The sequence below is a fragment of the Roseateles puraquae genome (assembly GCF_002205845.1).
GTDB lineage: Bacteria > Pseudomonadota > Gammaproteobacteria > Burkholderiales > Burkholderiaceae_C > Pelomonas > Pelomonas puraquae.
This window is the reverse complement of sequence record NZ_NISI01000001.1, coordinates 927065-947104: the sequence shown is the minus strand read 5'-3', so window position 1 is coordinate 947104 and position 20040 is coordinate 927065. Positions and strand designations below refer to the sequence as shown.

The 20040-nt window shown below is 70.3% G+C and carries 17 protein-coding genes; 10 read left to right on the top strand and 7 right to left on the bottom strand.

Annotated elements, in window-relative coordinates:
- Positions 1-7: 7 nt before the first annotated feature.
- Complete coding sequence (locus CDO81_RS04305) at positions 8-1126, top strand: glycosyltransferase family 4 protein (RefSeq protein WP_206602062.1); 1119 nt, start codon at positions 8-10, stop codon at positions 1124-1126.
- Positions 1123-2532 carry an oligosaccharide flippase family protein gene (locus CDO81_RS04300; protein WP_088481888.1) on the top strand — a complete coding sequence of 470 codons (1410 nt, stop codon included), beginning with the start codon at positions 1123-1125 and terminating at the stop codon, positions 2530-2532. The genes CDO81_RS04305 and CDO81_RS04300 overlap by 4 nt, the downstream gene beginning before the upstream one ends.
- On the opposite strand, the gene CDO81_RS04295 is transcribed toward CDO81_RS04300, so the two are convergent.
- Complete coding sequence (locus tag CDO81_RS04295; RefSeq protein WP_088481887.1) at positions 2496-3335, bottom strand: class I SAM-dependent methyltransferase; 840 nt, start codon at positions 3333-3335, stop codon at positions 2496-2498. The two genes, CDO81_RS04300 and CDO81_RS04295, sit on opposite strands and share 37 nt — an antisense overlap.
- 14 nt (positions 3336-3349) lie before the next feature.
- On the opposite strand from CDO81_RS04295, the gene CDO81_RS04290 reads away from it, so the two are divergent.
- A complete protein-coding gene (locus CDO81_RS04290; protein WP_088481886.1) occupies positions 3350-4450 on the top strand; it encodes a glycosyltransferase family 4 protein in 1101 nt (366 codons plus the stop codon).
- Here CDO81_RS04290 and CDO81_RS04285 read toward each other — a convergent pair.
- Positions 4426-5679 (bottom strand): nucleotidyltransferase family protein, encoded by a 1254-nt coding sequence (locus tag CDO81_RS04285; protein WP_088481885.1) that lies wholly within the window; start codon positions 5677-5679, stop codon positions 4426-4428. The two genes, CDO81_RS04290 and CDO81_RS04285, sit on opposite strands and share 25 nt — an antisense overlap.
- A 23-nt stretch (positions 5680-5702) precedes the next feature.
- Here CDO81_RS04285 and CDO81_RS04280 point away from each other — a divergent pair, with 23 nt between their 5' ends.
- On the top strand, positions 5703-6707 hold the full coding sequence (locus tag CDO81_RS04280) for a serine kinase (protein WP_088481884.1): 1005 nt from the start codon (positions 5703-5705) through the stop codon (positions 6705-6707).
- Here the strand turns inward: CDO81_RS04280 and CDO81_RS04275 are convergent.
- A complete protein-coding gene (locus tag CDO81_RS04275) occupies positions 6697-8094 on the bottom strand; it encodes a B12-binding domain-containing radical SAM protein (RefSeq protein ID WP_088481883.1) in 1398 nt (465 codons plus the stop codon). The two genes, CDO81_RS04280 and CDO81_RS04275, sit on opposite strands and share 11 nt — an antisense overlap.
- 115 nt (positions 8095-8209) lie before the next feature.
- Here CDO81_RS04275 and pssA point away from each other — a divergent pair, with 115 nt between their 5' ends.
- From pssA to pbpG, 4 genes are all read left to right on the top strand, one after another.
- On the top strand, positions 8210-9034 hold the full coding sequence (gene pssA / locus CDO81_RS04270) for a CDP-diacylglycerol--serine O-phosphatidyltransferase (protein WP_088481882.1): 825 nt from the start codon (positions 8210-8212) through the stop codon (positions 9032-9034).
- 198 nt (positions 9035-9232) lie between these two features.
- A complete protein-coding gene (gene leuA, locus CDO81_RS04265; protein WP_088482435.1) occupies positions 9233-10921 on the top strand; it encodes a 2-isopropylmalate synthase in 1689 nt (562 codons plus the stop codon).
- A complete protein-coding gene (locus tag CDO81_RS04260; RefSeq protein ID WP_088481881.1) occupies positions 10918-12459 on the top strand; it encodes a 2-isopropylmalate synthase in 1542 nt (513 codons plus the stop codon). The genes leuA and CDO81_RS04260 overlap by 4 nt, the downstream gene beginning before the upstream one ends.
- Positions 12460-12810: 351 nt before the next feature.
- Positions 12811-13809: a D-alanyl-D-alanine endopeptidase gene (gene pbpG, locus CDO81_RS04255; RefSeq protein ID WP_241516834.1), complete on the top strand. Its 999-nt coding sequence runs from the start codon at positions 12811-12813 to the stop codon at positions 13807-13809.
- Positions 13810-13867: 58 nt separating this feature from the next.
- Here pbpG and CDO81_RS04250 read toward each other — a convergent pair whose 3' ends face one another.
- The gene (locus CDO81_RS04250) at positions 13868-14638 is read right to left on the bottom strand and encodes an IclR family transcriptional regulator (RefSeq protein ID WP_088481879.1); all 771 of its coding nucleotides are present in this window, start codon (positions 14636-14638) and stop codon (positions 13868-13870) included.
- Between the two features lie 82 nt (positions 14639-14720).
- Between CDO81_RS04250 and CDO81_RS04245 the strand changes: the two genes are divergently transcribed.
- Positions 14721-15830, top strand: a complete 1110-nt coding sequence (locus CDO81_RS04245) for a TIGR03790 family protein (RefSeq protein ID WP_088482434.1) — start codon at positions 14721-14723, stop codon at positions 15828-15830.
- On the opposite strand, the gene hpnE is transcribed toward CDO81_RS04245, so the two are convergent.
- From hpnE to hpnC, 3 genes are read right to left on the bottom strand one after another with little or no spacing between them, the layout of a single operon-like run.
- On the bottom strand, positions 15749-17053 hold the full coding sequence (gene hpnE / locus CDO81_RS04240; RefSeq protein WP_088481878.1) for a hydroxysqualene dehydroxylase HpnE: 1305 nt from the start codon (positions 17051-17053) through the stop codon (positions 15749-15751). The two genes, CDO81_RS04245 and hpnE, sit on opposite strands and share 82 nt — an antisense overlap.
- Before the next feature lie 34 nt (positions 17054-17087).
- Positions 17088-17933 (bottom strand): presqualene diphosphate synthase HpnD, encoded by an 846-nt coding sequence (hpnD, locus tag CDO81_RS04235; RefSeq protein ID WP_088481877.1) that lies wholly within the window; start codon positions 17931-17933, stop codon positions 17088-17090.
- Positions 17930-18754 (bottom strand): squalene synthase HpnC, encoded by an 825-nt coding sequence (gene hpnC, locus CDO81_RS04230; protein WP_088481876.1) that lies wholly within the window; start codon positions 18752-18754, stop codon positions 17930-17932. Before hpnC ends, hpnD begins: the two co-directional genes overlap by 4 nt.
- 143 nt (positions 18755-18897) lie before the next feature.
- Here hpnC and CDO81_RS04225 point away from each other — a divergent pair, with 143 nt between their 5' ends.
- Positions 18898-20037 (top strand): efflux RND transporter periplasmic adaptor subunit, encoded by a 1140-nt coding sequence (locus tag CDO81_RS04225; protein WP_088481875.1) that lies wholly within the window; start codon positions 18898-18900, stop codon positions 20035-20037.
- Positions 20038-20040 lie beyond the last annotated feature (3 nt).

Sequence of the window (20040 nt, the reverse complement as noted above, 5' to 3'; positions counted from 1 at the left end):
GCGCCCGATGCATGTGGTCCAGATCGACCCGGTGACCGACCCCCTCGGGCGCCCGCCGCAAGACCTGCTGGCGGCCTGGTGGACGGTGGAGCAGTGCGCCCGCTCGGTGGCGCAGGCCGGCGCGCGGGTGTCGGTGCTGCAGAGCAGCCTGCGCAGCGATCATCTGCAGCGCCACGGCGTGGACTATCACTTCCTGCCGATCGCGGGCGCCGGCGGCGGCGTGGATCCGGGCTTCGCCGCGCTGCTGGCCCAGCTCAGGCCCGACGTCATCCACCTGCATGGCCTGGGCTTCACCCGCGAGGTGCAATGGCTCGCGCAGCTCGCACCTGGTGTGCCCCTGCTGCTGCAGGACCACGCCGCCCGCCACCCGCGCCGGCCATGGCTGTGGTGGCGCTGGCGCCGCGCGTTGTCGCGGGCGCGCGGGGTGATCTTCTGCGCCCGGGCGCAGGCGCTGCCGTTCAGGCGCTGGGGGCTGCTGCCGCGGCGCACGCGGGTCTATGAAGTGCCCGAGGCCAGCAGTCACCTGCGGCCCATCGATGGCGCCGTGGCGCGCGAGCTGACCGGCCTGGCCGGCGATCCGGCACTGTTGTGGGTCGGGCACCTGGATGCCAACAAGGACCCGCTGGCGGTGCTGGGCGGCGTGGCCCTGGCGGCGCGTGAGCTGCCCGGCTTGCAGCTCTGGATGTGCTTCGGCCGGGCGCCCCTGCGGGCCGAAGTGATCGCGCGTGCCCGGGCGCCCGATCTGGCCGGCCGGGTGCACCTGCTCGGCGCCGTGCCGCATGCGCAGGTGGCCCACTGGATGCCGGCAGCCGACTTCCTCGTGCAGGGCAGTCACCGCGAGGGTTCGGGCTACAGCGTCATCGAGGCGTTGGCCTGCGGGCTCAGCCCGGTGGTGACGGACATTCCGTCCTTCCGCAGCCTGCTGGGCGATCTGCCTGGGCATCAGGCCGCTGCGCTGTGGCCCGTCGGCCAGCCGGCGGCGCTGGCGGATGCCCTGGTGCGACTGGCCGGCGGTGACGGGCTGCGCCGACGGCAGCAGGTGCGGGCGCGTTTCGAGGCGCATTGCTCGCTGGACGCGCTGGGCCAGGGCTTGCTGGCTGCCTACCAGGACGCGTTGCAGCCATGAGCGTGCTGCCCCTGCAGATCACGCCGTTGGCGCTGCGCCGCGCGGTCGTGGGTCAGCTGGTGTCGTCGGTGGGCGAGAGTGGCGCGCGCTTGCTGCTGAGCCTCGTGCTGGCGCGGTGGCTCGCGCCGGCCGAGATGGGGCAGTTCGCGCTGGCGATGGCGGTGTTCGGCGTGGCCCAGCTGTTGCGTGACCTGGGCGTGTCGACCTGGCTGCAGCGCGAGTCGGCGCTGACGCAGGCGCACTTCTCGGCGGCCCTCGGCCTGCTGACCCTCAGCACCGCGGTGCTGACGCTGGCCCTGCTCGTGTTGGCCGAGCCGCTGGCGCGGCACTGGGGTCAGCCCGGGCTGGCCCGTCTGCTGTGGGTGCTGGCGCCGGTGCTGCCGCTGTCGGCCTTCAGCAGCGTCATGGCGGCCCTGCAGTTGCGAGCTCTGGCGGCGGGTGCGCTGGCGCGCACGAGCTGGCTGGGTCTGTGGGTGCAGGCGTTGGTGTCGCTGGCATGCAGCGCCCAGGGCGGCGGTGCGATGGGACTGGCCTGGGCCCAGGTGGCCACCACGCTGGTCTGTGGCCTGGCCCATCTGGGCATGCGGCCGGCGGGGCTTGCGTGGCGCCCCCGGTGGCGAGGCATGGGCGAGGTGCTGCGGCGCGCGGTGGGTGGGCTGCCCCCGGCAGCCTTGTTCACGCTGCATGGCTTGCTGCCCGATCTGTTGCTGGGTCGGCTCGGCGGCGCACACGCCCTGGGCCTGCTGGGCCGGGCCCAGGGCGTGGTCGGCTTGACGCAGCTGCTTGCCGGCCGGGTGCTGGCCTTTGGCAGCCTGCCGGTGCTGGCCCAGCGGCAGGCGCAGGCGCTGCCCCTGGAGCCGGCGTTGCGGCGGGCCATGGCCGTCATCACCGGCGTGGGCTGGCCCTTGCTGGCCCTCACGGTGGCCTACGGGGCGCCGCTGGTGCGGCTGCTGTATGGCCCGGCGTGGCTGGAGGCGGTGCCGGCCTTGCTGCCGCTGGCGATCGTGGCGGCGTTGTCCTTGATGTTCTCTCAGCTGGGCACCGCGCTGGCCGCGGCGGGCGGTGCGCACCGGGCTGTGTTGCCATTGGCGGTGTCCATGCTGCTGCGCCTTGCGGCTGTGGCGTGGATGTTCGAGGGCAGCGTGGCCTCGTTTGCCTGGGCGCTGGCGGCGGCTGCGCTGGCCACGCTCCCGGTGCAGCTCGTGGTCAGTGCCCGACATCTGGGCCAGCCGCCTGCGGCGGTGTGGGCCGCGGTGCGCGGCAGTGCGCTGGCGGCGGCGGTGGTGGTGGTGGTGCCGGTGACGGTGGCGCCGCTGGCCTGGCTGGCCGTGTTGCGCGCCAGCCGGCACCCCTTGCTGGACGAATGGGCTCAGCTGTCGCGACGCCGCATGACGAGCAGGAAATGATCACCCAGCCTGTTGATCCCCGGCCAGCCGGCCACGCGCCGGTCCAGCGCCCACAGCCGCTGATGCCAGCGCGGGTGACGCTCAGCCAGGCCCGTGAGATAGGGCGGCGGCACGAAGACGCACAGTCCGCGCTGTACTTCCAGTGCGAAGTGCGGCTGGAACGCGGCGTAGAACTCGGCCGGCGTGTAGTAGCGGGTCCAGATGGTGCGGCCGTTCATGCCCACGGCGACGGTTTCGCGCGCAAAGCGCACGGCCAGTCGCTGCCAGCGGCGCTGCCGGGCGTAGTGGGCGATCTCCCAGGGGCACCAGCGGCCAATGACCGTGAATACCAGCCGGCCACCCGGCCGGATCAGGCGTGCGCACTCGGCGGCAACCGCCGTCAGGTCGGGCACGCAGTTGAGGGGGCCGAGGTTGGAGTAGGCACCGTCGAACCGACCCTCGCCCGGCAGGTGCTGCAGTTCATGCGCCCCCAGCACATGGGTGTCGACCGACAGCCCGGCTTGCTCGGCCCGCTCGCGGGTGCGCGCCACCATGCCAGGCGACCAGTCGGTAGCCGTGACCTGGTGACCCTGCCCGGCCAGGTGCACGGCGTCCAGGCCGGTGCCGCAGCCCAGGTCGATGAGCCGGCTCCCCGGTGCGAAGCTGGCCTCGAGCCAGCGCCACATCTCGGCGCGCATGTCCTGGATGGCGATGTTGTTGCCACGGGGTCCGTCGTAGTCGGCGGCCACGCTGTCGAAGGCCTGCTGGGTGTCTGCCAGGCGTTCGTCCAGCAGCGTCGGGGTGGTGGTATGGGTCGTGTTCATGCGGAGGTGGCGTCGTGAAGTTGGCGGTGGTGGTGCCGGGTGGTGTGGACCGCTCCGGCGAGGTGAGGGTGGTGCCGGCGCTGCTGGCCTTGCTCAAGCGCCTGGCGAGCCGGCATGAGGTGCATGTGTTCGCCCTGCGCCAGGAGCCGCAGGACGACCAGTGGTGGCTGTGCGGTGCCCGTGTGCACAACGTGGCCGGGGTGCGGATGGCGGTGGCGCAGTGGCGGGCAGTGGCCGCCATCGCACGCGAGCACCGGCGTGGTCGTTTCGCGCTGGTGCAGTCGGTGTGGTCGGGGGCGGCGGGGGCCACGGCTGTGGCGGCCGCGCGTTGGCTGAAGCTTCCGAGCGCGGTCCATGTCGCCGGCGGTGAACTGCAGGCGCTGCCCGACATCGGCTACGGCGGCCGCTTGAGTTGGCGGGGGCGCCTGCATGAGGCCTGCGTGCTTCGGGCTGCTGACGCGCTGACCGCCGCAAGCCGCCCCATCCTCGACCAACTGGCTGCCCTCGGCCGCGAGGGCCGCCGCCTGCCGCTGGGCGTTGACCTGAACATCTGGCCTCCGCAGCCACCACGTCGCCGGCAGGCCGGCGAGCCGCTGCGGCTGCTGCAGGTGGCCAGCCTGAACCGCGTGAAGGACCCCGGCTGCCTGTTGCGCGCCGTGGCGCGAGTACCCGGCGCCGAGCTTGACCTCGTCGGCGAGGACACCCTCGGCGGGCAGATGCAGGCGCTGGCCGAGGCGCTCGGGCTCGGTGCGCGGGTGCGTTTTCACGGGTTCAAGACGCAGGCCGCCTTGCAGCCTTTCCTGGCGCGTGCTCATCTGCACGTCATCACGTCGCGGCATGAGGCCGGCCCGCTGGCCGTGCTGGAGGCCGCAGTGCAGGGCGTGCCCAGCATCGGTACGGCCGTGGGGCATCTGGCTGAATGGAGCCCGCAGGCCGCGCTGACCGTGGCGCCCGGGGACGTGCCAGGGCTGGCGGCATTGCTGCAGCGGCTGCAGGCCGACGAGGCACTGCGGCTCACGCTGGCGCAAGAGGCCCAGCGCCGCGCGGTGATGGAGGATGCGGATCATTGTCATCAGGCGTTCGAGCAGCTCTATGCCGAGCTGCTGGGCTGGTAGGCGAGGGCGTGGTGCAGGTGGTAGACGGTCTGTGCGCGGGGCGGCGCACCCAGCACAAAGCTCAGCGCCTTGCGCCAGCGGGGCAGGTGCATCCAGGCGGAGGCAACCAAGGGCGCCTCTCGTTGCACGACGGCTCGCTGGGTCATCCGCTGGTCGCGCGGCGGGCGCAGGCGGCGCCACGCGAACGCGAGCGCCTCGGGGGCGGACTGCGACCACTCGATGCCGGGCAGCATCGGCGTGTCCAGGTGCGACAGCGAGTCGGCGCTCAGGCTGCGATTCGGGAGGCTGCGACGCAGCGCGGCGGGGCAAGCGGCCTGTGCGGTCTGAAGCGGGCGCTGAATCTTCTGAGCGTCGAGCTGCCTCGGGAACAGGCGCACTGCCAGGGTGAGCGGCGGAGCGGCCCACCAGGCCGGCCGGCCGTCGGTGGTTGGCGCGAGGGCGACCTGCCAGTCCGCGTCATCCAGCTCGGCGCCGAGCACCGCGATGTCATGCAGTTGGATCAGGCGTACGCAGCGATTGCACACATTGCCCGCCGTGTGCAGCAGCAGGTGCCGCATCAACGCGCCTGCGCTGGCATAACCCTGCAGACCGGCGGCAGACCTCAGCGGCATGAGCTCGCCCGTGATGTCCACCTGGCGCACCGGGAGCCGTTCCTGGATTTCGACATGCAGCTCGATCTTGGTGGGGTTGCTTTCGTGCTCGCCAAAGGCGCGCGCCAGCCCGAGGCCGGGTGGCTCGTAGGCGCGGTGGCGCGAGCTGTCGATGCCGGGCAGGTAGCCGGTCGACCGGATGACGGCGTCGGCGCGGTCCTGGTGCTCGGGATGGACGAGCAGGTCCACGTCGCTCATCGGGCGCTCGCCGGGCGCATAGAGCCCCAGGGCCAGCAAGGCCGAGCCCTTGAGGCCGAGCAGCGGCACGCCGGCAAGCCTGGCTTCGGTGTCGAGCGCGCGAAGCAGCCCGCGGGCCCGGGCTTCACGGCGGCGGCTCTGTTCGAGCTGCTCTTCCAGAAAGGCCTGCCAGGCGGCTGGCCCCTGCCAGCGCAGGCGGCCAGCGAGCAGCCCGCTGACGCCGTGCATCACAGAGACAGCCATGGCGATCCGCCACTCGAACTCGTTCCATGCGGGCGCCTGTGCGGCCGGCGCCGCCACTTCCTGCGCCAGCCGGTGCGTCGTCCGGGCCAGCGCTCGCCTCACGACGGGCCATGCCGGCAACTCATCCCTCTTGTGCATCACGTCAATACTCCATGAAATCCATGACCTGGCCCCAAGATCCCCGCCGCGTGGCCGACCCCTTCGGCGAGCGGGCGCCACTGGCCCTGCGCCGCAGCGTCGACGTGCTCGGCGCGCGCGTGGAGTTCCTCAGCGACAGCGCCGCGCTGATGGCCCTTGCCGAGGCTGCCTACCGCGACCTGCCCGCCGAGGGCTCGCCGCAGGTCCAGCTGCAGGTCGAGTTGCGCATGGCCGCGGGGGATGCGGCTTTTGACGGGGAGCCGCCGCGACCGCAGATGCTGGGCGGTGCCGGCGTGGTGGGCGCCGCGGTGGATGCGCACAACCATGTGCTGGTGATGCCGGCGCTGCGGCGCGCGCTGGTGCAGCTGTCGCCGGCCCTGCTGGCGCATGGCTATCACGCCCGCTACGAGCTGATCGAGTTCGCCGTCTTTCAGCTGGCCGCGCGCAGCCAGGGGTTGGTGGCACTGCACGCGGGGGCGGTCAGCGCGGGCGGCTCGGGCGCGCTGTTGATGGGGGTGAGCGGCGCCGGCAAGTCGACCCTGGCCCTGCACGCCGCGTTGCAGGGGCTGGAGGTCGTCACCGAGGACGGCAGCTTCGTTGACCCCACCGGCCTGGCGCTGTCGGGCGTGGCCAATTTCCTGCACCTGCGCTTTGATGCGCTGGGCTGGATCGGGGACCCGGCCCTGCGTGCCCGTGTGCTGGCCTCGCCGGTCATTCGGCGCCGCAGTGGCGTGCAGAAGTACGAGCTGGACCTGCGCGGGGGCTGGGCACGGCTGGCCTCGCGGCCGGTGCGGCTGGCGCATCTCGTGTTCACGTCGGCCGAGCTGCGGGCCGACGGCGCCCTGCTCGAACCCCTGCCGCGTGACACCCTGCTGGCGCGCCTGCATGAAGACCAGGCCTACGCCATGGGTCAGCCGGGTTGGGCCCGCTTCGTGCACGCCTGTGGCGATCTGCCGGGGTGGGTGCTGCATCGCGGCTCCCATCCTCAAGCGGGTGCTGCGGCGCTGCGCCGGCTGCTCATGGGCTGACGGCCGCGGCCGGCGTGAGGCTGTCGATCAGCGCGGCCCAGCGCTGCTGCAGCGACTGCAGCGCGCGGCGGTGCGCGTCGCCAGCCAGGCGGTGCATGTCCACCTGCGCATGCAGCAGGTCGCGCACCGTGCGGTAGGTGTCGGTGCTGAAGGTGCCCCGGAACATCATGGCCAGGTCGGCGCTGTCGGTCCAATGCGTCTTGGCACCGAGCTGGGCCTTGACCTGCTCGTGAAAGCGCGTGCCGGGCAGCGGGTAGGACACGCTGACGCCGATGTCGTCCGGCTGGGCCTGCTCGATGAGCTCGCGGGTCTGCAGCAGTTCGGTCAGGCCTTCGCCGAGGTAGCCGAGCTGGATGAAGAAGCCCACGCGCACCCCGGCGGCGCGCAATCGCCGTCGGGCGCCGTGGATCTCGGGCACCGTGGTGCCCTTGTTCATGGCGTCCAGCACCTGCTGGCTGCCGCTCTCCGCGCCGATCCAGGCCTCGTGGCAGCCGGCGTCAGCCAGCGCCTGCGCCATGGCGTCGCTGATGAGGTCGGCACGGGTCTGGATGGAGAACGGGATGCCGCCGCCCAGCCGGTCGAGTTCATCGGCGAAGCGCTGCACCCAGTCGGCCCGGAAGCCGAAGATGTCGTCGGCGAACCAGATGTGGTCGGGCGCGAAGCGGGCCTTGAGTTCGGCCATCTCCGCCGCCACCGCCTGCGGGCTGCGTTGCTGGTAGCGCTGGCCCCAGATCGGCTTGGCGCACCAGTTGCAGCGGAACGAGCACCCCTTGGAAGCGGCCATGTTGAGGCTGAAGCGGCCGTGTGCCGCCTGCCAGGTGGCGCGGTAGCGCTCGATGTCGACCAGGTCCCAGGCGACCGGCGCTTCCAGCTCGGCAGCCTCGGGGCGGGGCAGGGCGACCGGCTGCGCCAGCCCGGCCATCAGCGCGGCGCCGCTCAAGGCCGGCTCTTCCTGCAGGCGGCGCAGCAGGGCAGGCAGGGCGTCCAGGCCTTCGCCGCGCAGCGCGACATCGGCACCGGCGGCGAGGTAGACGTCCGGCGCGTCGCTGGCGTCGGAGCCGGCCACCAGCACCCGGGCACCCGCTGCCCGGGCCCGCCCGATCATGGTGCAGGCCGCCTCGCGCATCTTGGCCAGGCACATCTTGCTGAGGTAGTTGTAGTTGTCCTCGTACAGCAGCACCACATCGGGCCGGCTGGCGTCCAGGCGGGCATCGAAATCCTGCGTGCCATGGGCCAGCATGGCGTCGAAGAACTCGACGTGATGGCCCAGGCGGCGCAGCAGGGCCGCGACCTGCAGGGTCGCGAGTGGCGGGTAGGGTTTGGCGCGTTCGAACTGCTTGGCGTCGAAGCGCAGGAAGAAACTGTGGCCGACCAGGATGGAGAGCACGCCATCTCCTTGGCATGAAGTCATGCCCGTGGGTGCCCCGCCAGGGCGGGAAGGTTCAACGCTTGCGGCCCGGGCGGCGGCCCGGCTGCCGGCGGCGTCGGCTATCCTGACGCCCATGACCCCTGAACCGACCGAGGACGACGAGCCCAGCGTCGCCGTCCGCCCCCGCCGCAAAGGCATCTATGCGCTGCCCAACGCCATCACGCTGGGCGCGCTCTTCAGTGCGTTCTACGCCATCGTCATGGCCATGAACGGCCGCTTCGAGGTGGCCTGCGTGGCCATCTTCGCCGCCGCCGTGCTCGACAGCCTGGACGGCCGCGTCGCGCGCATGACCAACACCCAGTCCGCCTTCGGCGAGCAGATGGACAGCCTGTCCGACATGGTCGCCTTCGGCGCTGCGCCCGCCCTCATCGTCTACATGTGGGCGCTGAAGGACATGGGCAAGCCGGGCTGGATTCCGGCCTTCGTCTACATCGCCGGGGCTGCGCTGCGCCTGGCGCGCTTCAACGTCAACATCGGCGTGGTCGACAAGCGCTACTTCCAGGGGCTGCCCAGCCCCGCCGCAGCGGCCCTGGTCATCGGCCTGATCTGGGCCGTGGTCGACCAGAAGGACTACGCCGGCGTGCGCCAGGGCAGCTGGGAGGCCTGGGCGGCCTACGGCATCACGCTGTTCGCCGGGCTTTCGATGGTGACGAATGCTCCGTTCTACAGCTTCAAAGTCTTTGACAGAAGGCGCTCCGTGCCCTTCGTCGTGCTGGTCGTGATCATGCTCGGCATCGGCCTGGCGGCGCTCGATCCATCGCGCGTTCTCTTCGGTGCCTTCTGTGTTTACGGCCTGTCGGGCTATGTGATCTATGCCTGGCGCAAGGCCAAGGGCAAGCCGGTCAGCGTGATCTCCACGAGCACCGATGAGCCCGATGAACGCGGCTTGCACCAATAGGCTTTCGTGCTAGATTCCCGACCCATGAACCGCGCCGCGCTCATTGCCCTGCTACTAGCCCTGGAGGAACCTCGGGTTCGCTAGTCAGTCGCGCGCGCACGCTCTCACCTGACCTCAACGGCCCGATTGCAACCGCAGCGGGCCGTTCGTGTTTTCTGATGCTGCTGGTTGCCCCACCCACCATCCTGGATGGACACCATGTTGAAGCAACCGCAGCTCAAGTACCGCCCCTTCTCGCCCGTCACCCTGCCGGACCGCACCTGGCCCGATGCCGTGCTGACCCGTGCGCCGATCTGGCTGAGTACCGACCTGCGCGACGGCAACCAGGCCCTGATCGAGCCGATGGACATTGCCCGCAAGCTGCGCATGTTCCAGCAGCTCGTGAAGATCGGCTTCAAGGAGATCGAGGTGGGCTTCCCGTCCGCGTCCCAGACCGAGTTCGATTTCGTGCGCCTGCTGATCGACGGGGGGCACATCCCTGACGACGTGACCATCCAGGTGCTGACGCAGGCGCGGGCCCACCTCATCGAGCGCACCTTCGAGGCGCTGGACGGCGCCCGCCGCGTGATCGTGCACGTCTACAACGCGGTCGCGCCCATCATGCGCCGCGTGGTGCTGGGGCAGGATGAAGACGGCATCGTCGAGCTGGCCGCGACGCATGCGCGCCAGATCAAGCAACTGGCCGACGCGCGCCCGGGCACCGACTGGCGCTTCGAGTACTCGCCCGAGATGTTCTCGGGCACCGAGCTGGCCTTCAGCAAGCGGGTGGTGGACGCCGTCACCGAGGTCTGGGCCCCCACGCCCGAGCGCAAGTGCATCATCAACCTGCCGTCCACGGTCGAGCACAGCACGCCCAACATCTTTGCCGACATGATCGAGTGGATGCACCGCCACCTCGCGCGGCGCGAGGCCATCGTGCTGTCGGTGCACCCGCACAACGACCGCGGCACGGGCACCGCCGCTGGCGAGCTGGCCCTGATGGCCGGGGCGGACCGCATCGAGGGTTGCCTGTTCGGCAATGGCGAGCGCACCGGCAACGTCGACCTCGTCAACATCGCACTGAATCTCTACACCCAGGGTGTGGACCCGCAGCTGGACTTCTCGGACATCGACGAGGTGCGCCGCTGCGTTGAGCACTGCACGCAGATCCCGGTCCATCCACGCCATCCGTACGTGGGCGATCTCGTGTACACCTCCTTCTCCGGCTCCCACCAGGACGCCATCAAGAAGGCCTTCGCCGCGCGCCGCGACGGCGACATCTGGGACATGCCCTATCTGCCCATCGACCCCAAGGACCTGGGCCGCAGCTATGACGCCGTCATCCGCGTGAACAGCCAGTCCGGCAAGGGCGGCATCGCCTACCTGCTGGAGGCCGAGTACGGCCTGGAGCTGCCGCGTCGTCTGCAGATCGAGTTCAGCCAGGTGGTGCAGCGCGTGATGGACGATGCCGGCAAGGAGCTGACCGCGGCCGACATCTACGCCATCTTCGAGCGCGAGTACGGCATCGGCCATGCGGGCGCATCGGTCGTGCAGCCGCAGATGACCGAGGTGGCGGGTGGCGCGATGCGGCTGTCGGCCGAGGTGGTGCTGGGAGGCTGGATGGGCCATGTGCAGGGCGAGGGCAATGGGCCGATCGATGCCTTCGTCAACGCGCTGTCCGCCCGCCTGGGCCAGGAGGTGCGCGTGCTGGACTACCACGAACATGCCATCGGCAGCGGCGCAGATGCCCGCGCCGTGGCCTACCTTGAGATCCGCGTGGGCGACGTGACGCGCCACGGGGTCGGGATTGATGGCAGCATCGTGCGCGCATCGATGCAGGCGGTGCTGTCCGGCCTGTCCCGCGCGCCGGTTGCGGTGCCGCAAACACATCAGGAGAACGTGCAATGAGCGACAAGCTGATCATCTTCGACACCACGCTGCGCGACGGCGAGCAGTCGCCCGGGGCGTCGATGACGCGCGAGGAGAAGCTGCGCATCGCCCGCCAGCTCGAGCGGATGAAGGTCGACGTCATCGAGGCGGGCTTTGCCGCGTCGAGCAATGGCGACTTCGAGGCCGTGAAGGCCATCGCTGCCGCCGTCAAGGACAGCACCATCTGCTCCTTGGCCCGCGCCAACGACCGTGACATCTCGCGGGCGGCCGAAGCGCTCGCCCCGGCGCAGCGCTCGCGCATCCACACCTTCATCGCCACCAGCGAACTCCACATGGAGAAGAAGCTGCGCATGACGCGCGAGCAGGTGCTGGAGCAGGCCACGCTGGCGGTGCGCTTCGCCCGCAACCTGTGCGGCGACATCGAGTTCTCGCCGGAAGACGGCTACCGCTCGGACATCGACTTCCTGGCCCGCGTCTGCGAGGCCGTCATCCGCGAGGGCGCGGGCACCATCAACATCCCCGACACCGTGGGCTACGGCATCCCGGAGCTGTACGGCGACTTCCTGCGCCGCCTGCGCGAGAAGGTGCCCAACTCCGACCAGGCCATCTGGAGCGTGCACTGCCACAACGACCTGGGCATGGCGGTGGCCAACTCGCTGGCCGGCGTGAAGATCGGCGGCGCGCGGCAGGTGGAATGCACCATCAACGGCCTGGGTGAGCGCGCGGGCAATTGCTCGCTGGAAGAGGTGGTCATGGCCGTCAAGACGCGGCGCGACTACTTCGGGCTGGAGGTCGGCATCGACACCTCGCAGATCGTGCCCGCCTCCAAGCTGGTCTCGCAGACAACCGGCTTCGTGGTCCAACCCAACAAGGCGGTGGTGGGCGCCAATGCCTTCGCGCACGCCAGCGGCATCCACCAGGACGGCGTGCTCAAGGCGCGCGACACATACGAGATCATGCGCGCCGAGGACGTGGGCTGGGCCGCCAACAAGATCGTGCTGGGCAAGCTGTCGGGCCGCAATGCCTTCAAGCAGCGGCTGCAGGAGCTGGGCATCCAGCTGGAGAGTGAGGCCGAGGTGAACGCGGCCTTCCAGCGCTTCAAGGACCTGGCCGACCGCAAGAACGAGATCTTCGACGAGGACATCATCGCCCTCGTGATGGACGAGTCGGTGACCGCAGAGCAGGAGCACTTCCGGCTGCTGTCGCTGTCGCAGCGCTCGGAGACGGGCGAGCGTCCGCATGCCGCCATCGTGTTCGCCATGGGGGCGCAGGAGCACCGCGCCGAGAGCGACGGCAACGGCCCGGTGGATGCCACGCTACAGGCCATCGAGTCGGTCGTGCAGTCGGGCGCCGAGATGCTGCTGTACTCGGTGAACGCCATCACGGGCGGCAGCACCGAGTCGCAGGGCGAGGTAACGGTGCGCCTGCAGCATGCCGGGCGCGTCGTCAACGGCGTGGGCGCCGATCCCGACATCGTCGTGGCTTCGGCCAAGGCCTATCTGTCGGCCCTCAACAAGCTGCAGAGCAAGACCGAGCGCGTCGCCGCGCAAGGTTGAGGGCGCGGGCCCGTCGCCGGACGGCCCCTGTAACCGGCGTGACGCCCGTCACGCCGGCATCCGTTGGTTGGACTTCAAGTCGCAACAGGCGTGTAAAGCCGGTCCTCCTTCCGGGGTGCCGGGCGCGTTGCACCCCCAGAATCCCGCCGCAAGCACTCCCGCCGTTTTGGGGCTGATCCCAATACCGCGGTCGTGGTTGACCGGGCCTACTTGCAACTGTTTACAAGTTCGCAACCCCGGACGCCGTGGCGCTTGCCTGGCTCCAGAGTTCACTTGAGGAATGTTGCATAAGTTCTTATCTTGTCGGTGTTTTTGGCGGCGCTACACTGCCGTCCAGACCTGGGGACCCCGTTGAAGACTTTTGCCGCCGCCCTATTGAGCCTCAGCCTGCTGGCCACGCTGCCGAGCGTCGCCGCCGCTGCTGACACGCCCTCCAAAGCCAAATCCAGCGCCAAGTCCGGCAGCAAGACGACCACCCCGACCCGCAAGGTGCGCTCCGTCGTCGTGCGCAAGGCGGCACCGGTCGTGGCCGCCGTGCCCACGTTCGGCCAGGTCGCCGGCCTGCACGCCGTGGAAGACCCGCTGGCCCTGAAGTCCAGCGTCGCTTACGTGCTCGACCAGGACACCAACGAAGTCCTGTTCTCCAAGAACCCTCAGGCCGTGCTGCCCATCGCGTCCATCACCAAGCTGATGACGGCGCTGGTGGTGGTCGAGGCCGGCCTGTCGCTCGACGAAAAGCTGACGGTCACGCAGGACGACGTCGACACCGAGAAGTTCACCCGCTCCCGCCTGGCGGTCGGCACCACGCTGACCCGCGGCGACATGCTCCACCTCGCCCTGATGGCCAGCGAGAACCGCGCCGCGCACGCGCTGGGCCGGCATTACCCGGGTGGCCTGGAGGCCTTTGTCGCGGCGATGAACGCCAAGGCCCAGAGCCTGGGCATGACCGATACCCACTACGTGGAGCCGACCGGGCTGTCCAGCCGCAACCAGAGCAGTGCGGCCGACCTGGCCAAGCTGGTGGCCGTGACCAGCCAGGTGCCGCTGCTGCGTGACCTGTCGACTTCCCGCGAAGCGCGCGTGGCCCTGGGCAAGCGCCTGGTGCAGTTCCGCTCCACCAATGGCCTGCTGTCCAACCCGCTGTGGGACATCGGCCTGCAGAAGACCGGTTTCATCAATGAGGCGGGCAAGTGCCTGGTCATGCAGGCCCGCATGGCCGGCCGTCAGCTGATCATGGTGTTCCTGGATTCCAGCGGCAAGGCGTCGCGGATTGCGGATGCCGAGCGCATGCGCAAGTGGCTGTCCACGCAGGTGGAAGCGGAGTCGGCCGCCCCTGCACCCAAGCTCTGAGCCTGCGGGCACAGAGGCACTCGACGCGGCGCCCCGGCGCCGCGTTTTGCTTTGCGGGCTAGCCCCGGTAGCCGAGCGCCGACGAGATCTGCGCCGCGGTTTCCTTCAGTCGCACCACCCAGCTTTCCTCCAGCCGGTCGGCGGGCGCCGAGATGGACAGCCCGGCGACGAGCTTGGCCTGGTCGTCGTAGATGCCGGCGGCCATGCAACGCACGCCGAGCTCCAGTTCTTCGTCGTCCCGGGCGATGCCGCGCTGACGCACCATGGCCAGTTCGCGCTCCAGCGCGCCAATGTCGGTCAGGCTGTTGCGGGTGTGGCCCGAGAGGCCGGTGCGGGTGGCATAGGCGCGCACCCGGGGGCTGTCGTCACTGGCCAGGAAGAGCTTGCCGACCGACGTGAGGTGCAGCGGCGCCCGGCCGCCCACCGCCCGCACGACCTGCATGCCCGAACGCTCGGAGTAGGTGCGTTCGATGTAGACGATCTCGTCGCCCTGGCGCACCGACAGGTTGACTGGCTGGTGGGTGAACTTGTGCAGCTCGCGCATGGCCGGCAGCGCGGCGTCACGCACATCCAGCCGGGCCTTCACGAGGTTGCCCAGCTCCAGCATGCGCATGCCGAGTCGATAACTGCCGGCTTCGGGCCGGTCAACGAACCGGCCCAGGGTGAGGTCATTGAGAATCCGGTGCGCCGTGGAGGGATGCAGGCCGGTGGCCTCGGACAGGGCCTTCAGGGACACCGGGTCCTGATGGCTGGCCAGCACATCCAGCAGCGCAAACATGCGCTCCAGCACCTGGATGGCCGGGGTCTGCTGGGCGTCTTTGGGTTTCATGCCTTCATTGTGGGGGAGATTGCGAGTGTTTTGTATGGCGAAAGCGCGCTTCAGCAGGTGGCACGCGGGAGTGCTGGCGCTGATGTTGGGCCTCGGCGCGGCGCTTGCCGGCCCGCGCGCTGCCCAGGCGGCTGAGCCGGCGGCTTCGGCGGCGCCGGGTGAGCCGCGCTGGCTGCGCGTGCCCAAGTTCTACGGGCGGATCACGGCTCGCGAACTTGGGCTCGTCATCAACACCTCGGACCCCTACTCGGTGGCCGTGGGCGAGCACTACGCCCGCCGCCGGGGCATTCCGCCCGAACACATCCTGCGCGTGCAGCTGCCGGTGCGAGCCAGCCTCACCACCGAGGAGTTCAGGGCCTTGGACGAGGCCATCCGCAGCCAGATGCCCGAACAGGTGCACGGCCTGGCCCTGGCCTGGACGCTGCCTTACGCGGTGGATTGCAACGCCCTGACCAGTGCGTTGGCCATCGGCCTGCAGCCGCAGGTGTGCGCCAACAGTTGTGCCGCGACCAAGGTCAGCCCCTACACCCAGTACTTCGGCGCCCGGCCCTGGCTGGTGCTGGGTGTTCGGCCCACGATGCAGATCGCGGCCCGTTCAGTACCTGCGGCGCTGGCCTTGATCGAGCGTGGCATCGCCTCCGACCACACGCTGGCCACGCCCCTGCCCACGCCGGCCCGGGCCTACTTCGCCGCTACGCCCGACACCACCCGCAACGTACGGGAACGACTCTTCCCGCCCGCTGGCCCCGTGCCGGGCGTGCCGGCTCTGGAGGTGGCGCGGGTGCACAGCGACAGCCTGCCGCCGATGCGACGCATCCTGGTCTACGAAACCGGTCTGGCGCGGGTGCCTTCACCGCTGGGCGGTGAATGGCTGCCCGGGGCACTGGCCGACCACCTGACCTCCTTCGGCGGCCAACTCGACAAGCCGGTCGGCGACGGCCAGATGAACATCCTCGACTGGATCGACGCCGGCGCCACTGCCAGCTACGGCAGCGTGAGCGAGCCTTGCAACCATCTGCAGAAGTTCCCGCATCCGCAGATGTTGCTGCTGGCCTATGCCCAGGGCCTCAGCGCGCTGGAGGCCTACTGGCACAGCGTGGCCTGGCCGGCTCAGGGCGTGTTCGTCGGCGAGCCGCTGGCGGCCCCTTTCGCGGCACCGCCCGCCGCCGCAGCCTCCGCCTCGACGCCCTGAGCGGCGGCCCGGCCCGAGCGCACGGCGCCTTCCAGCGTGGCGGGGTAGGGCCCGTCCACATAGTCGCCGGCGGCCCACAGGCGCGGTGCGATCCGGCCCGGCGGCCGCGCCAGGCCTGGCGTGCAGGCGAAGGTGGCGCGCTTTTCAATCAGCACCTTGTCGATGACGGGCGGCGTCGCCCAAGCCAGCACGGCTTGGGCCTGGGCCAGTACCGCTTCGCCGCAGCCACCTCGTGCCACCCAGCCGGCCGCGCCGCTCACGACAAAGGCAAACCGACCCGGTGCGCCGCCGAGCTGACCCAGGTCGAACACGAACTGCGCCGGGGCCTGCGGGCCTTCCCTCAGCGCGAGCATCGGTGCCGCGAGCCGGCTGCCGGGGCTGTGCAGATAGACGGTGATGATGGGCTGGAAGCTGAACGCCCCCGCCAGTGCCGACCAGGCCGGCGCGACCTCGGCCGTCAGCCGTGCCGCCTCGACGCTGGTGCAGGCCAGCACCACAGCGTCGAAGGCCTCGCCGTCGACCTGACCCTGCGCCGTCAGCTGTTGAACCCGATGCCCCAGGCGCAGGCGCGGTCCGAGCCAGGCCGCTGCCGGTTCGGCCAGCAAGGTGGATAGCGGGCGCCGAGGCAGCAGCAGGTCGGCGCTGCCGGGGCCGCTGAAGAGCGCGTCCTTCAGAACCCGCAGGAAGACGCGCGCGCTCGCCTCGGCCGCCGGTGTGTTCAGGGCCGCCACGCAGAGCGGATCGACCAGGTCGCGCCGCACGACGGCGGGGAGGCCGGCGCACAGCGCAGCGACGGTCAGATCCGGCGCGCAGCGGAACCCCCGCGCCAGCCAGCCACCCGCCGCCATGAGCAAGCCCAGCCGAGCGCCGAGCGGCCAGCCGCGGTGGGCCAGCACGCCGCGGGTGAAGCTCACGAGCGCCGAGCCCGGGGGGAGTTGCAAGCCGGCCTCGCCGGGGTAGGGCAGGGCCAGGGGCAGGCGCTGCAGCACGTGTTGCGGACCGACGCCCAGGCGCTGCATCAGCGCCAGGCTGTCGCGGTAGGCGCCGATCAAGATGTGCTGGCCGTTGTCGTAAGGCCATGTCGGGTCGGGCCCGGCCACGCTGCGCGCGCGGCCGCCGGGCTGAGGCGCCATCTCGAAGACGGTCACGTCCTGCCCCGCATCCGCCAGCTCGACGGCTGCGGCGAGACCGGCCCAGCCGGCGCCGACCACCGCTGCCTTCATGCCGCACTCCGGCATGCTGCCGAGGTCGTGCGGCTCATCGCTTCCAGTTGGTCTTCATCGCGATCCACAGCTTGCGCAGCGGCGTCAGTGAGATGCGCTGGTGCAGCACCTGGAAGTCCTCCCGCTCGATCTCCACCAGCAGGGCGCGGTAGATGTTGGCCATCATCAGCCCGGGCTTCTGCGCGGTGCGGTCTGCGGCCGGAAGCAGCGCGAAGGCCTCGTCGTAGAGCTGATGGGCCCGCTCGGCCTGGAACTTCATCAGCGCCGTGAAGCGCTCGCTGTAGCCCCAGGGCTTGCTGCGCAACAGGATCTCGTTGGCCTTCACGCCGAACTGCTGGAGCTCGTTCACCGGCAGGTAGATGCGGCCGCGGCGCGCGTCGTCGCCGACGTCCCGGATGATGTTGGTCAGCTGCATCGCCAGGCCCAGCTTGTGCGCATAGGCCACGGTCTCGGGCGTGGTACGCCCGAAGATGCCGCTGGCCACCTCGCCCACCACGCCAGCGACCAGGTGGCAATAGCGCGCCAGGCCGGGGAAGTCGAGGTAGCGGGTCTGCTGCAGGTCCATCTCGCAGCCTTCGATGACCGCGTTCAGGTGTTCGGCGCGGATGTCATAGGCCGCAACGTGCGGCATGAGCGCCTTCATGACCGGGTGGCTGGGATTGCCCGCAAAGGCCGCCGCCACCTCCTTGCGCCACCAGGCCAGCTTGGTGGCAGCCACGCCCACGTCCTGGGTCTCGTCCACGACGTCGTCCACCTCGCGGCAGAAGGCGTAGAAGGCGGTGATGGCGGCGCGCCGGGGCGGAGGCAGGAAAAGGAAGGCGTAGTAGAAGCTTGAGCCGCTCGCAGCGGCTTTTTCCTGGACGTATTGCTCTGGGCTCATGGTGCGGCCCGCATTGTGAGGGCGCGCCACAGCAGCCGGGGGGCATCTGAACCCTGGATGGCGGGGCGGTGCAGCAGGCTGTCGTGGCCGCGAGACTCGATCTTGTCCAGGATGCGCAGCCCGCCCTGCACCACGAGGCGCAGCTCCCAGCCGATGCGCCCGCGCAAGGTCAGCGCCAGCGGGGCGCCGTGCTGCATCAGCTCGCGGGCCCAGACGCACAGGTCGGCGATGAGTGCGCGGGCTGCGGGGCTGTCCCGGCAGGCGAGCACGTCCTCGGCGCTGACGCCATGGCGGTCCAGGTCGTCCTGTGGCACGTAGAGGCGGCCGTTGGGGCCATCGCGGGTGAAGTCCTGCCAGAAATTGATCAGCTGCAGGGCCGAGCAGATCGCGTCTGATCGTTGCAGCGAAACTGGATCGCCCACGCCGTAGAGACCAAGCAGCAGCCGCCCCACGGGGTTGGCGGAGCGCCGGCAGTAGTCCAGCAGGTGGGCCCGGTCGCGGTAGCGCGGCGGCGACAGGTCCTGCTCGAAGGCATCCAGCAGATCGTGCAGCAACCGCGGCTTCAGGCGCGGCAACTCATGGGACAAGGGCACGAACACCCGGGTCCAGCGGGGTGACACCGGGCGGCCGTCGACGCAGGCCTGCAGGTCGGCGCGGTAGGCCTGCAGGGCCTGCCGGCGCTCGGCCGGGGCGGCATCGCCCTCGTCGGCCAGGTCGTCCGCGGTGCGGGCGAAGTGGTAGATCGCCGCCACGGCCGGCCGCAGCGCGGGCGGGCACAGCACGGAAGCAACGGGAAAGTTCTCGTAATGGTCGACGCTCAAGCTTTTTCTCAAGTTCTGCTTGCAAAGCCGCGGTGTAAAAGCGAAATTGGACGCCGTTTGACAGTCGTCACGGGGTCTGAATACATTACTGACCCGCCGGTCATTAAATTTTCTGCCGGCCGTTCCTTCCTGCCGAGGTCTGCATGCCCCATCTTCTGCGTCTCGTGTCGCCCCTGTTGCTGGCGACTCTGCTCCCGGCCTTGCTGTCGGGTTGCGGCAAGCAGCCCGCCGCGCCCGAGCCGGAGCGGGCCGTGCGCACCCAGGTGGTTGGAGCCAGCAATGCCAGCGCGACCCACGAGTATGCGGCCGAGGTGAGGGCGCGCATCGAATCGCGCCTGTCCTTCCGTGTCAGCGGCAAGCTGCTGAGCCGCGATGTCAACCTCGGCGATACCGTCAAGCCGGGTCAGGTGCTCGCCCGGCTGGACGCGCAAGACCTGAAGCTCGCCGAGGCCGCTGCCAGCGCGGCCGTGGCTGCCGCCCGCACCAACCGCGACCAGGCCGGCCAGGACTACAAGCGCTTTGTCGACCTGCAGCGCCAGGGCTTCATCAGCACGGCCGAGCTGGAGCGCCGCGATTCGGCCTTCAAGGCGGCCCAGGCGCAGCTCGAACAGGCCAAGGCGCAGGCCGATGTCCAGTCCAACCAGGCTGCCTATGCCCAACTGCGCGCTGATGGCACCGGCGTTGTCACGAACATCTATGCCGACCCCGGCCAGGTGCTGGCCGCCGGGACGCCCGTTGTCAGTGTGGCGCTCGATGGCCCGCGGGACGTGGTGTTCTCGGTGCCTGAAGATCAGGTCGCCCGTGTGAAGGCTGCCGCCGCCCAGGCGGGCGCGCTGAAGTTGCGCCTGTGGGGCAGCGACAAGACGGCGCCCTTGACCCTTCGCGAAGTGGCCGGCGCCGCCGATCCTGTCACGCGCACCTTCCTCGTCAAGGCCGATGCCGGCAAGCTGCCGCTCAGCCCGGGTCAGTCGGCCACTGTGGTGCTTGAGCTGCCGCAGGTCGCCGGCGTGATCAAGTTGCCGCTGTCTGCCGTGCTGGAGCAGGGCGGCAAGACGTCGGTGTGGGTGCTGGACAGCGGCTCGATGACGGTCAAGCCGGTGGCGGTGACCGTGGCCGGCGCTGAGGGCAACGAGGTGGTGATCGCCGGCGGCCTGACACCCGGTCAGGAGGTGGTGGTGGCCGGCGTGCACGTGCTCAACCCGGGCCAGAAGGTCAAGCGCTATGTGCCGCCGCGGACCGCCAACACGCCGGTGGCGCCTGCCGCTCCTGCAGCCTCACGCTGAGCG

Bases quoted from the DNA above. Each gene is read 5' to 3' on its own strand.
- leuA (WP_088482435.1), top strand. From the start codon at position 9,233: ATGTTGAAGCAACCGCAGCTCAAGTACCGCCCCTTCTCGCCCGTCACC.
- CDO81_RS04225 (WP_088481875.1), top strand. From the start codon at position 18,898: ATGCCCCATCTTCTGCGTCTCGTGTCGCCCCTGTTGCTGGCGACTCTG.
- CDO81_RS04305 (WP_206602062.1), top strand. From the start codon at position 8: ATGCATGTGGTCCAGATCGACCCGGTGACCGACCCCCTCGGGCGCCCG.
- CDO81_RS04295 (WP_088481887.1), bottom strand. From the start codon at position 3,335: ATGAACACGACCCATACCACCACCCCGACGCTGCTGGACGAACGCCTG.
- CDO81_RS04245 (WP_088482434.1), top strand. From the start codon at position 14,721: ATGTTGGGCCTCGGCGCGGCGCTTGCCGGCCCGCGCGCTGCCCAGGCG.
- CDO81_RS04260 (WP_088481881.1), top strand. From the start codon at position 10,918: ATGAGCGACAAGCTGATCATCTTCGACACCACGCTGCGCGACGGCGAG.
- CDO81_RS04280 (WP_088481884.1), top strand. From the start codon at position 5,703: ATGACCTGGCCCCAAGATCCCCGCCGCGTGGCCGACCCCTTCGGCGAG.
- CDO81_RS04250 (WP_088481879.1), bottom strand. From the start codon at position 14,638: ATGAAACCCAAAGACGCCCAGCAGACCCCGGCCATCCAGGTGCTGGAG.
- CDO81_RS04285 (WP_088481885.1), bottom strand. From the start codon at position 5,679: ATGCACAAGAGGGATGAGTTGCCGGCATGGCCCGTCGTGAGGCGAGCG.
- CDO81_RS04300 (WP_088481888.1), top strand. From the start codon at position 1,123: ATGAGCGTGCTGCCCCTGCAGATCACGCCGTTGGCGCTGCGCCGCGCG.
- pssA (WP_088481882.1), top strand. From the start codon at position 8,210: ATGACCCCTGAACCGACCGAGGACGACGAGCCCAGCGTCGCCGTCCGC.
- hpnD (WP_088481877.1), bottom strand. From the start codon at position 17,933: ATGAGCCCAGAGCAATACGTCCAGGAAAAAGCCGCTGCGAGCGGCTCA.
- hpnE (WP_088481878.1), bottom strand. From the start codon at position 17,053: ATGAAGGCAGCGGTGGTCGGCGCCGGCTGGGCCGGTCTCGCCGCAGCC.